General features: G+C 66.7%; 6 protein-coding genes and 1 pseudogene. 6 read left to right on the plus strand and 1 reads right to left on the minus strand.

Annotated features, from left to right (window positions below):
- Nucleotides 1–68: 68 nt before the first annotated feature.
- The 6 genes and pseudogenes from V6V16_RS04260 to V6V16_RS04285 all read left to right on the plus strand — a co-directional run bounded on the left by V6V16_RS04260 (nt 69) and on the right by V6V16_RS04285 (nt 10,589).
- Nucleotides 69–2,816 (plus strand): AfsR/SARP family transcriptional regulator, encoded by a 2,748-nt coding sequence (locus tag V6V16_RS04260; RefSeq protein ID WP_334559609.1) that lies wholly within the window; start codon nt 69–71, stop codon nt 2,814–2,816.
- A gap of 651 nt (nt 2,817–3,467) precedes the next feature.
- The gene (locus V6V16_RS04265; RefSeq protein ID WP_334559611.1) at nt 3,468–4,280 is read left to right on the plus strand and encodes a hypothetical protein; all 813 of its coding nucleotides are present in this window, start codon (nt 3,468–3,470) and stop codon (nt 4,278–4,280) included.
- Nucleotides 4,281–4,470: 190 nt separating this feature from the next.
- Nucleotides 4,471–5,091 (plus strand): annotated as a pseudogene (locus V6V16_RS04270) (tyrosine-type recombinase/integrase); the annotation flags it as partial.
- Between the two features lie 530 nt (nt 5,092–5,621).
- Nucleotides 5,622–7,067, plus strand: coding sequence for an AAA family ATPase (locus V6V16_RS04275; protein ID WP_334559612.1), 1,446 nt, complete (start codon nt 5,622–5,624; stop codon nt 7,065–7,067).
- Nucleotides 7,064–9,994: a hypothetical protein gene (locus V6V16_RS04280; protein ID WP_334559613.1), complete on the plus strand. Its 2,931-nt coding sequence runs from the start codon at nt 7,064–7,066 to the stop codon at nt 9,992–9,994. Before V6V16_RS04275 ends, V6V16_RS04280 begins: the two co-directional genes overlap by 4 nt.
- A gap of 127 nt (nt 9,995–10,121) precedes the next feature.
- Complete coding sequence (locus V6V16_RS04285) at nt 10,122–10,589, plus strand: recombinase family protein (protein WP_334559656.1); 468 nt, start codon at nt 10,122–10,124, stop codon at nt 10,587–10,589.
- Here the strand turns inward: V6V16_RS04285 and V6V16_RS04290 are convergent.
- Nucleotides 10,470–12,806, minus strand: coding sequence for a DUF4365 domain-containing protein (locus V6V16_RS04290; protein ID WP_334559614.1), 2,337 nt, complete (start codon nt 12,804–12,806; stop codon nt 10,470–10,472). The genes V6V16_RS04285 and V6V16_RS04290 overlap by 120 nt on opposite strands.
- Between the last annotated feature and the right edge of the window lie 208 nt (nt 12,807–13,014).

Raw genomic sequence — 13,014 nt, forward strand, 5'->3', positions numbered from 1 at the left:
CGCTTGCGGCGGCTACATTGATCAACTTAAACTTCTCTGATCAGGTTGCCATGCGGTTTGGGGGCAGCATGAGGTACCGCATCCTGGGCGCGCTGAGGGTCGCCGATGGTCAGGGCCAGCCCTGTCTACTCGACCGGCGCCAGAGCCGGATCCTCGCCGTCCTGTTGCTCTCGCCCAACCAGATGGTCAGCCGCGACCACCTCGTCGACGCGGTGTGGGACGACTCGCCACCCGCCACCGCCGCCCGGCAGCTCCAGAACTGCGTCTCGCAACTGCGTCAACGCCTCGCGGGCAACCGGGACAAGCACCCCATCGTCCCCGATACGACCGGCTACCGCATCCAGTTGAACGCCGGGCAACTCGACGCGCAGGTATTCGGGACCAGCGTCGCGCTCGCCACCGACCAGGCCGCGGCGGGCCGGGTCACCGCCGCCGCGGCGGGCCTGCGCGACGCCCTGGCACTCTGGCGCGGCCCGGCCCTGGCGGGCATCAAGGGCCGCGCCATCGAAGCCGGCAGCAACCGCCTCGACGAACAGCGACTGGCCGCGCTCGAGACCTGCCTCGAACTCGAACTCGCCCAGGGCCGGCAGAACGAGATCATCGGAGAACTGATGCATCTCGTGGCTGCCAACCCGCTGCGGGAACGCATGGTCGGGCTACTCATGCTGGCACTGCACACCTCCGGCCGGCGAAGCGAGGCGATACAGACCTACGACCGGCTCCGCCACCACCTCGGCGAGGAACTGGGACTCGACCCCGGCACCACCCTGCAGGAACTGCACGCCAGCATCCTGCGCAACTCGGCCCCCGCCAACCCGGCCGCCGCACCCCACCGGACCGCCCCCCGCCAGCTTCCCGTGCCGGCCCGGCATTTCGTCGGCCGCGAACCGATCCTCCGCGAACTCGACACCCTCGCCGAGGAGGCCGACGCCCACGGCGGCGCCATCGCCGTCCTGCACGGCACCGGCGGCATCGGCAAGACGGCGCTCGCCGTACGCTGGGCGCACCGCGCCGCCACCTTCTTCCCGGACGGACAGCTCTTCGTCAACCTGCGCGGTTTCGATCCGCGCCGGCAACCACTACCCCCGGCTACCGTGCTGCGCTCGCTGCTCGGCGCCCTCGGCGTCACCGCCGAGCAGATCCCCGCCGACGTCGAGGAACGGGCCAGCCTCTACCGGAGCCTGCTCGCCGAACGCCGGATGCTCATCGTGCTGGACAACGCCCGGGGCGCCGACCAGATCCGGCCGCTGCTGCCCGGCGGCAGCGGTTGCATGGTCGTCGCCACCAGCCGCAACGAACTCACCAGCCTGGTCGCCGTCGAGGGCGCCCGTCCGTTCACCCTCGACCTGCTGTCCGTCGAGGAATCACGGCAGTTGCTCAACGGCCGGCTCGGCGAGGAACGGCTGGCGACCGATCCGCAGGCGGTCAGCGAACTGATCGCCTGCTGCGCCCGACTGCCCTTGGCGCTGACCATCATCGCGGCCCGGGCCGCCGCGCACCCGACCTTCCCGCTGTCGACCTTCTCCGGTGAGCTGACCGGGACGCAGCGCCGGCTCGACGCCGTCGACGGCGGAGACCCGCTCACCGAGATGCGCTCGGTACTCTCCTGGTCCTACCAACGCCTGTCCGCCCCGGTCGCCCAGATGTTCCGGCTGCTGGGCCTGCACGGCGGCACCGACATCGCCACGACGGCCGCCGCGCACCTGGCGGGCCGGCCCACCGTCCACACCCGGCAACTCCTGACCGACCTCGTCCGGTCCCACATGGTCAACGAACACATCATGGGCCGCTACGCCATGCACGACCTGCTCAGCGCCTACGCGGGCGAACTGGTGACCACGCACGAGAGCGAAGCCGAACGGCAACGGGCGACCCGCCGACTGATCACCTACTACCTGTACGCCGCGGCCTCCGCCGACGTACTCGTCACCCCGCACCGACGACGCACCCCCCTGCCCGAACCGGTGTCTCCCCTGCACGAACTGCCCCGCTTCACGGGACACCTGGAAGCCCTCGGCTGGCTGGAGACCGAACGGAACAACCTCACCGCAGCCGTACGCCTCGCGCACGACTCCGGCGAGCACGCCATTGGCTGGCGACTGGCGAACCTGCTCTGGGGGCTGTTCCACCTGGGAAAATACTGGGACGACTGGATCGCCACCAATCGCGTCGGTCTGGCCTGTGCCCAGTCCTGCGAGGACACCTCGGCCGAGTTCACCATGCACAGTAGTCTCGGCACCGCCTATCGGGAGCTGGGCCGATTCGCCGAGGCCCGGCAGTGCCACCACTCGGCGCTGCGGATCAGCCGACGCACCGCGGACCGCTGGAGCGAGGCCCAGGCGCTGAACGGCCTTGGCGCCGTCTACGGGGACATGCGCCGGAGCCGTCTCGCCCGACAGTTCCTGCGCCGCTCGCTGCAGATCCGTCGGGAGATCGGCGACCGTTGGGGCGAGGCGATCACCGTGTGCAACCTCGGTGAGGAGGACCTCGTCAACGGTGACCTCGACTCGGCCCGCCACCACTTCACCGTCGCCCTGACGATCCGCCGCGACATCGGCGACCGCTGGGGCGAGGCGATGGCGCTGAGCTGCCTGGGCCAGGCATTCGTCGCCGGCAAACAGTACGCCGAGGCGCTCACGCACCTCAGTGACGCGCTCAGCATGCACCGCGAGATGAACGACCTCGCCATGCAGGCGAGCGATCTGCACCACCTCGGCCGTACCGAGCACGAACTCGGTCACGGCGAGCGCGGCGAGCAGCACCTACGGGAGGCGCGGGCCATCTACCAGCGCCTCGGGATACCGCCTCCCACCTGACCCCGCTCGTACGCGGAACCAGGCCACCTGGACATAAAGGTTGCTCGATACTGCGCTGTCCTGGCCAGCAGCGGCGTCCAGGCCGGCAGGTGGGCGGTTTCGACAGTCCATCTGCTGTTCCGGCACGCCGCCACCCGCGGAGTGCGGAGCCGACGACGCCACGCTTCTGCTGGCGCCGCTTTCCGTCCTGCCCTGGCGGCAGGTCGATGACGTAGTACCAGGCCGTCTTCTTACTGGCGAGACGGTAGCTGCTGACGGTCACGAGGGCACCCCCGTGGTCACGACGTGAGACCGACGGTTCAACCGTAGCGATCACTGTGACCACGTCCGTAACCACAAGATCGTCGATGATCTTGTTGGTGCCCTGCTCAATACCCGTCGGGACGGCCGGATTCGAACCGACGACCCCTTGACCCCCAGGACGATTTGGTAAGCGTTCCCGCACGTCACACACGTTATCCCCAAGATCAGGCTGTGCGGCCGACGGCATGCCGGCCACCACCGCGCATGCCGTGTGGTCCCCACCTGGTCCCCGGGCGTTGACGCGCTTGGCTGCCGCGGTGGCCCCACGACTCGGCGCCTCGCCACGCCCCGTCGAACGTGGCGCGCTCGGTCCTAGGGCTGTTGCGCGCCGCCGCTAGCCTGGCGCATGTGGCCAACCCTCAACCAAAGCTCAGCCCCTATGTCAAGAGCGGCGCGGCGACGATCGGAGCGCTAACCGGCGCGGCCTTGCAGGCTGTTACGGGCGATTCAGTGGCGGCCTCGACGGCGGGAGCCGCGTTCGGGGCACTGCTTGACGACATCGGAACCCGTCTGCTTAGCGCTCGTGAATCCGCTCGGATTCAACTGGCATCATCATTCGCGGCATCAGCAATCAAAGATCGATACGAAGCAGGTCACGACTATCGCGCCGACGATTTCTTCGAAGCCGATCCGTACACCCGATCCTCCTTCGAAGAAGTGGCCGAGGGCGTCTTGTTGGCTGCGCAGAAAGAGCACGAGGAACTGAAAGTCCCCTTCATGGGCTACCTGCTGGCGAATATTGCCTTTGAGGAAACAATCGATCGAACAACGGCCAACTGGGCTATACGCACCTCGTCCGATTTAAGCTGGACACAACTCATGCTGCTCGCCCTGATCGAGAGCGACGCCCATGCCCTGCCTCATGTCCGAATCGGTGACTTCTCCCGATCGTGGGATAACTGGTCCGCGCACAAGGAGCTTATGGACCTACATACGGCGAGAGGGCTGATAGGCGCTCCCGGCGGTAAGACGGAGAGACTCGGCCTCAGCTACATCAACAACAACCTGGCTGACATGTCCCTGAGCAGCGGAGGTCGGCTGCTTTTTGGTCTTATGCAGCTTGAAAATATCGATCGACAACCCTTGGATGAGTTGTACGGTCGGCTGGTTGTTATTGACGAGGGGGCGGATACTCCGCCGCCCGTCAACCCTTCCGATTAGCGACTCCTCGGCCACGTCGCCGGCTTACGCCCGGCCTGCTCAACTCGACTGCCATGTAGCCGCATCGCCGGGCAACTCGCTTGTCACTTAAGTGTCACCGGGATTCCGCAGCGTTGCCGATGGCCAGAAGACATCCGGTGACGCCTCAGCCAGCCATGCCGGTACGGTCGCAAATGAGGCGAGGCCCCAAGAATCGCTGACCACGCTCGCTGCCGCGCTGGTGGAACGGTCCGCGAACGCCTTTCCCGGATGGGGAGACGTGGTCATCTTTGCCGCCTGCACAGCGGCCAGAATCGGCGAGGTTTCCGGCGTCCGTGCCGAGGACATCGACCGGAAATCGTGGATGTGGACGGTACGCCGACAGACCACACCCAGCCCCGGCGGCCTGGTCGACAAGGGCACCAAGGGAAAGCGCGCACGCGTGGTCCCGCTGATCGAGGAAGTGCGACCGATCGTCGCCCGCCGGCTGGACTCGGTCGCCGAGCCGCACTCCCGACTGTTCACCGGGCCGCGTGGTGGACGGATCAGCACCGCCGTACTGCGGGACGCGACGCACTGGGACGAGGTGGTGACGAAGCTGGGCTACGAACACCTGCGCCGGCACGACCTGCGGCACACCGGGCTGACCTGGATGGCCGATGCGGGGGTTCCGGTGCACGTATTGCGGAAGATCGCCGGGCACGGATCGCTCAGCACGACACAGCGGTACCTGCACCCCGACCGGCAGTCGATCACCGACGCGGGAACAGCGCTCAGCGCCCACTTGAAGGCTCGCCGGTCCCCAGATGGTCCCCAGCTACGCGCCGTCTAGATCAGCAAATCCCGACTACCCCAGTACGAGTTAGAGGCCGTTGGCCAGGGCGTATGCCCCGGTCGACGGCCTCTTTTCGTGCTGTCGGGACGGCCGGATTCGAACCGACGACCCCTTGACCCCCAGTTTTACAACGATTCTGTCACGTGATGGCGGAACAGCTCGATACATCCACGTACCCGGACAGAACGACAGTACGCATCACGTCTCAATGCCATCTCATGCCGGCCACTCCTCCCCTGGCGGGCCGTCACCGTTACCGGATCCGTTACGGCGGACGGTCAAAGACCCACCCTGCCGCCCTGTCCAGGCTGCACTGCTGAGGGAAAACACTGCTTGCAGCGCGTCCTAGGATAGAGCGGTTCAGGGCTCAGCCCGGCGCTCTTTGCGATCAGCACGCTCTCAGTAGCTGGGGCCGAGTTGGACCTGGGGGTCTGCTGCACCGATAGGTGGCAACGGCTTGGCGCAGCTAAGCCGCCCGCGCGGCAGATACACTCCGTGCTTGGCCGTTCCTGTGCGGAAGGTGGTTGATGACGACCTCGAAGGTCGCTCTGCACGGCGGCGGAGCTTCCAAGGTCAGTGGGATCTACGAAGATCACTGGACCATGTACGTGTTGATCGACCTGCTGATTGGCCTGGCCGAGTCGATCACGCTGGAGCCGCCGGGCACGGCCGGAGTCGGCTTCGAGTTCTTCGTCGACCGGGCAGGCATGCGCGAGTGGCACCAGGTGAAGTACCAAAACTCTCAACTGGGCAAGTGGACTCTGGCCGCGCTACAGGGCGAGGACGTGCTCGAAAACTTCCGCAGCAAGCTCGCAGGCGACGAGCGCTCCACCTGCGTCTTCGTTTCGGCGCACGCCGCGCACCCGCTGGGCAAGCTATGTGACCACGCCACTGAGAGCACCTCGCTCGCATACTTCATCGCGCATTTCCTGTCGAGCAAGGAGCTGACGGACGCGTTCAACGACCTACAGCACAAGCACTGGAACGTCACCGACCAGGAAGCGTGGACCTGGCTTCGCAGCCGCATCAAGGCGCGAACCCTCGACGCCTGGACCCTGGAGGAGCGGCTACGCGAGCGCGCCGGCGCCTTCCTCGACGGCGACCCGAAGGACGCGGTGGCCGCTCTCCTCGGCGTTGTCCGCGGAGCTCTGTACCGGGCGCTTGACCGGGATGAGCTGATTCGGCGCCTGGCTGAGGACGGCACCACGCTGCGCGGGACGGGCGCCTCGGCCAATGAGGTACACGCGGCAACGGAGCGCTTTCGCACCGGGGTTGAGGAGAGTCTTGTCAACGCCTCGTTTCTCGCTCGCGAGGAGGTCCCACGAATAGCCCGGTGCTTGAGATCCTCCCAGTCTGCTCTGGTCACCGGCGGGAAGGGCTGTGGCAAGAGCGCTGTGCTCGCTGGGGTCGTGCGCGAGCTCCTGCTTTCTGACGTCGAGGTCCTCACCATCGACGTGACCCGGCTTGTGCGCGAAACGTCCAGCGCCGAGGTCGGGCGGACCTTGGGGTTGGCGACTCCTCCGGCGGCGGCGCTCGCTGCGGTGGCAGGGAACAAGCCGGCTGTCCTGGCGATCGACTCATTGGACTCCGTCGGCGTCAATCGCGACAAGCCGGTTGAACTGTTCCGGGCGGTGAGCGAGGTGATGCGCGAGGCCACCGCGTATCCCAATATGGCCGTCCTGGTTTCGTGCCGCACCGAGGATCTGGACACCGACACCAGGCTCCGCAGCCTGGTGCGTGAGCCTGATCCCGTCGCCCAGTTCGACGTAGCCCTTCTGTCGCGGGAACAGGCTGCGGGCGCGCTCGTCACCGCTGGCCACGACCTGTCGAAGTTCGATGAGGATCAGATCACCATCCTGCGCAATCCGGGGAACCTTCGGATTCTTACCAAGGTGCCTCCAGCGGAGCTCTTTGACTTCGCCACCGAGCAGGAACTCATCGACGGATACCTTGATTGGGCGGTGCGAACGTGACCGTCAAGTGGACCGCGTTGAAGCTGATTGCGGAGCGGGCCAAAGAGACCGGGGCTCGCGGGGTAGACGTGCGGGAACTCGAGGCGTTGTCGGCAGTCGTGGAGGATCTCATACGGGACGGGGTGCTGACCCAGGACCGGCGGGAGATTCGGTTCTCGCACGAGGCATTGTTCGATCAGGTTATCGCGCGGTCGTGGGCCGAGTCAGATCTGCCGCTGGTGTCGGTACTTCTGGCTACCGACCAGGACCTCTCACACCGCTCGCTTGTGCGGCAGGTGCTCACGTACCAGCGGGGCACGAACCATGCGGCGTACGAGCGTTCCATCAGCGGCATCCTCGGCAGCCCGGACATCCGATATCACCTCAAGGACGTCGCGCTATCAGTACTGGCGTCAGACCAGGCGCCGTCGCAGGCGCTCTGGGAGATTGTCAGCGCCGATCCAGTCGTGGAGGTACTCACGACGCCTGCCTGGTTCGCATATGCGGAATCCGCTGGAGCGGTGTTGCGATGGGCCGTCGGTGGCCAGCCCGACCTGGCGGCGACCATGCTCGACGCTGCCCTCGAGTGGGACAGCGACCGGGTCGCAGAAGTCCTCACTGCCCTCCTCCCCATCCATGCATGGCGAGACAAGCTGCGCCTGCTGATCGACCGGGGACCCACAGGTTCATCGCCGACCTTCTGCCGACTCGTCGCGGCGGCGCTGACCCGTGGCCTGTTCGACGATGACGGCGTGATGGTGGACGGCTTGTTCCTCTACTCCCTGACCGAAGGCGAGGGCAACGCCGAGGGAAGGCTCGCGGTGCTGGACGCATTCATCGCTCGATGGCTTCTGCTCTCCCGCGAACGCGGGTCAACACTCGAAGCCGTCACCGGCCGCCACCATGCGATCGTGGGGTTTCTTCGTGCGATGGCATCACGCGAACCCACCGCGTTCGTGTCGGTCGTTCTTCCCCACGTGACGGCGTACCTGGCGTCGGCCGAAATCTCCTGGCGGCCTCTCGTTGCGAACAAGGTCGAGGACCCAGCGCACGCGCTGCTTGGTGCCCTCACCGACGCCCTGACAACTCTCGACTTCCTGCCGTACGAGGCCGACCTACTCTCGTTGCCAGACTCCGCGATCGCCCGCTTCCTGCTTTACCGAGCCTGGGCCGGCAACGCAGACCGGTACGCGGGCCGGGCCCTCGAGTTCCTCGTGGCCGACCCAACTCGTTACCGCTGCGGATATCTCGACAGCCAATATTGGGTCACGCGTGATCTTATCGCAGCGATCCATCCCCACCTGACGCCCGCGCAGAGGCTCGCCCTCGAGCAATCGATCCTCGGCTTCTACCCCGACTGGGAACGGACGGCACGCGGACGTGCAGCCCAAGGATCAGCGCAGTTCGTTCTGCTCGACGGCCTGAACGCAACCCTCATGGCGCCGGACACCCTCCGGCGTCGCTCCGAACTCCAGCGGAAGTTCGGCGATAGGCCCTCGCCTCCGCAGGGCGTTGAGTTCGGCTTCGTTCCGTCGCCGATCGAGCCGGCCTCCGCTGCGCGGATGACTGACGATCAGTGGCTCGGCGCCATGCGGCGGTACCACTCTGACGATAGGGAAGGGTGGCTAAAAGGTGGCCCTCACGAGCTGTCCACCGTGTTGCAGGAGGAGGCACGAAAAGATCCCGGTCGCTTCCTTAACCTTGTGCGCGAGATGCCAGGCGACGTGCACGAGGCGTATCCGTCCGCGATCCTGACTGGCGCCGGTGACTCCGTGAGCGCTACCGAGGCCGAAGCCTTGTACTCGGCGCTGCGACGACTCCACGAGCTACCCGGTCGCCCAGGCGGTCGCTGGATCGGCAAGCCGCTCGCTCGCTTGGCCGACATGGAAATCCCGGACGACGTGCTGGAGATGGTGCGTTGGTATGCCACCGAGGACCCTGACCCTGAGGAGGACTCGTGGCTGTCCCGGGACAAGCAGGGCGCTCCCTATGACGGAGACCCACTTACGGCCGGCATCAACAGCGTCCGAGGCGCTGCGGCTGAGACAATCAGTGCTCTTCTCTGGCCTCGTCCCAAACGCTTGCCGTTCTTCGCGGACACACTGCGAAGCATATGTAGCGATCGGCTCGGAGCTGTGCGAGCGTGCGCCGCCGTCGCGGTACTCACCGTGGCGAAACACGACGAGAACTTCGCACGGGAGCTCCTCGGCGTGCTCGTGCGAGGCGCTCACCATCGTGTGCTGGCCACGCCGTACGTCGAGCGGTGCATCGCGAGGTTCAAGGCGCAGCCGGGGCCACGCCTGTGGTTCTTGGTGCGCCGGATGTCCCAGTCGCGGGTCCCGAGCGCCCGCGAGGCGGGTGGTCGCCTTGCCGCCCAGATGGCCTTGGAGTCGGGCTCGGCGGCTCTACTGAACGGGACGGTCGGACGCTGGCCAGAGTCACGAAAAGGCGTGGCGCAAGTCGCCGCAGCTCTTCTTGAGTCGGACGACCTTCGCGTACGAGGATGGTGCACGGAGTGGTTGGGCCAGCTCTTCCACGACGAGGACCCGACGGTGCGTCATGCAGCTGCTGAGTGGGTCCATTCCTTCACTGAGGCAGACCCGGCCAGCCGAACCCTCCTGGCGGCGTTCCTGGCGAGCCCTGCCTACCTGGACAACCCGTGGCCCCTTCTCAAGGCCTTGGACGATTCCGACCACATCGGGCCAGCTGTCGTCATCGACGCGATCCGCCTTCTGATGACCGACGAGCCGCGCCCCGGTCCTCGCCGAGTCACACGCCATGCCCACCAGGGACTTGTATCCGACATGGCGATCCGCGCCTACGCCTCCGCCGATACTCCGAGCGTGCGTACGGCAGCCTTGGACTTGATCGACGACCTGTTGTCCCAGCGAGACCCTCACATCCGCCGCCTGCTGACCCGCCACGAGGCGGCTCCAGGCCCCAGTTGAACTGCCGAAGCCAGAATGCTCAGCACATAGAGAGCCTGGGAGCTTGCATGAACCGGTGGACGGCTTCGACGCTGCTGTCCGATTGCACGGGTGCCCTCAGCCTCGCCCGGTGACTCAACACCTGTGGGTGAAGCCGTCGCCCCGCGGATGTTGCGTTCGCCAGCCGGTCGGATGCAGAGGGAAGACGACCGGTGGCCAACCCCGCTACACCGGCCGCCAGGTCTGGAACCGGCAACGCACCGACCACGACGACATCGAGCCCGACGGCGCCATCGCCCGACACGGCGAGGTCCAGCGCTGGAACGCCGCCCCGCACTGGGTCATCTCCCGCCAGATCGCCCACCCACCACTGGTCACCGATGAACAGTTCATCGCGGCACAGGCCATCCATACCGCACCCACCCCCACCGACGGGGCAGCAACATTATCGGGCGTCCACTCGCCGTCTGCCCCGTTCATCCGCGACTCCCGTAACTTAGTCCTGGGCTTCGAGCCTCGCGAGTTGAGCATGCGCGTCGTGATCCGACTCGAAGCGGTCCATCAAGGTCATGGCTGTGGCTTGACACTGCGGGCCGACACCGAACTTCAGGTGTAGTTCGACCCATGCGCGCACGACGCTCGGGTGGAAGACGTTTGGGCGTAGCTGGCAGTACGTGGTCCAGGCCGTGTCCCAGTGGTCCTGGTTGAGCTGGGCGTAGATCAGCCCCCAGCCGTACTCGGCGTCGTCGGCCTGGTCGCGCAGCGCGGTGCGGCAGACCGCCTCCATGCCCGTCCAGTCCCCGAGCGTCGCGCGTCGCTCGATCATGCGGCGGTGCAATTGCCGACGATGTTCGGCGGGGAGCTCGCCGGTGGCGAGCAATTGTGCGGCGCAGGCCTCGGCTCCGTCGAAGTCGCCGCGCGACGCCAAAATGTTGATCTTGTCTTGGAGGCCTTTAAGCGCCCCGTAGATTCTCCAGATCTCATCGCAGACCGCGAGCGCCTCGTCGAAACGACCCGCCTCGTGCAGCAGTTCGATCAGCATCTCCCCCGCAGCCGGCGAGGGCTGCGACCGTAGCATCGCGACTGCGGCATCGAGGTCTCCGGCCGCGGCGGTGTGGCGGGCTGTGAACAGGAGCCGATCGTGGTCGTCGAGGTTCGCCAGCGCACCCAAGCGGTGGAGATCGGCCGGTGCGAGGGCTCCGTGCGCGGCGAGGCGATGCAGGCTGATCCGGGCGGGGAACGCGGTGTCAGCGGCCTCGAGCGCGGCCCTCCACGCAATGACCGTCTGCTCCCGGGGCTGACGGGGATCGGCGGCGAGGGCGCGTAGCAGCGGTTCGGTCGTGGTGTCACGCATCGCGTCGGCGAACCGAGCGGCCCGCGCACGGTCGCCGAGGGCGATGCTGGCCTGGGCGCCGACGATGGCGACCGTGGGATCGGCAGCCTCCCGATCAGTGGCCCGCCCGCCGAAGTCCACGGGGGTGGCCAGCTCGATGACCTCGGTGAAGGCCTGGGCGAGCATGCGTTCCTGCACGACAAGCCGGTGGGCGTCCTCGCTGGGCCCGGCCCACCGGCGCATCTCGTCGCGAACGGCTACGGCCAGCTCGACCGCGCGGCGCTGGTCGTGGTGCGGCACCACCGAACTGCCTCGGACCATGCGTTCGATTAGCACGCGCGCCTGCCCGAGTCTGCCGCCGACGATGCGCGGGAACCTTAAGCAAGATCGGTCGTACAGCGTAAGCGCTTGGTCGAGATCTCCCCGTGCGAACGCGCGTTCGGCGAGAAACAGCAGGCAGGTGGGTTCGGCGTCGAGTTGTTCATCCGAAGCGTTGCGGAGCAGTGTTTCGAGGGCATTTTCACGGCCTGCTTCGTCGGCGTCGAAGGCACAGACTGCAACGTCGGCGAGCATGCTCGCCCCGGCGTGTTCGCGGGCGAGCCGTAGCAGGTCGTTCGCGTGCTGGCGGTCGTCGGCCACCATCGCCATCACGGCCGCGACGCCGACGAGCCGGACCCGTTCGGCCATGGCCGCCTCGGGCACGGTCCGGGCGGAGGCCAACGCGAACGCTCTCATTGCCAGGTCACGGTGGCCGTTCTCGTTGGCATACGCGCCGATCGTCGCCAGCCGCAACGTGCTCGCGTGCGACCAGCCCCGGCTCGCGTCCAGCAGCGCCTCCACCGTGTCCCGGGACTGTTCGCGACCCTCGCTCAAGAACTTCGCCAAGCGAAGTGCCCCGTCCGGATCGACTGGACGCAGCGCCGACAGCATCTCCACCGCAGACGGCGGCAGCAACGGCAGCGCCTGCTCGACGGGGTCCGCAATTGCCGGGGCGGTGGCGAGCGCGAGCTCGCGAAGCCGCAGCTGTGCTCGGCCGTCGAGGATCTGCGCTTCTGGTATCTCGATCCACCAGGACTTGTCGGTGTAGTGGACGGCGTCGTGCGTGATCTGGGCCCAGTAGCCGGCCCGGGTGTCGGCGTCGACGATCACCAGGATCACGGGCATCAGGTTCGCAAGCCAGTACCGCAGGTGTCGTGGTTCTCCCATGAACCGCCAGCCGCCGGCGGTCCGGCGTTTGAAGTAGGACGGCCCACACTTGATTTGCACGGCAAGATACCGTCCCGACGGCTCGGCTGTGAGCCCGTCGACCTCGGCAAGGGCATCAATCCCGTGGTCGGACACAGTTTGTTCCCGGAAGGCCCAGCCCATGATGCTGAAAGCGCCTTCGACGGCGGAGACGCCGATGCGCTCGCTCTGTGCGGTTGTCCGGGTCATACAGGCCAGTTCCTCTCCGGGTTCGGCCACGTCGCAACCGCGTTTCGTCTTGGTCGTGGGTTCCACGGTCAGCCGAGGGTGCGGCTGTCCACGCAGCGACACCGTAGCCGGCGGGTACGACATTGAGATGTTCTTGGCCGCGATGGGGCCAGAAGCCTGGTAGTCCGGTGTGCCTCGTCGGCCGGTCATGGATTCCGATATCGATAAAAGACCGACAGAGGTCACTCCTGCGCTCGGTGCCGACCGCCTACAACTCGCCGCCGATCACCGGACG

The sequence above is a fragment of the Micromonospora sp. CPCC 205561 genome (assembly GCF_036906775.1).
GTDB lineage: Bacteria > Actinomycetota > Actinomycetes > Mycobacteriales > Micromonosporaceae > Micromonospora.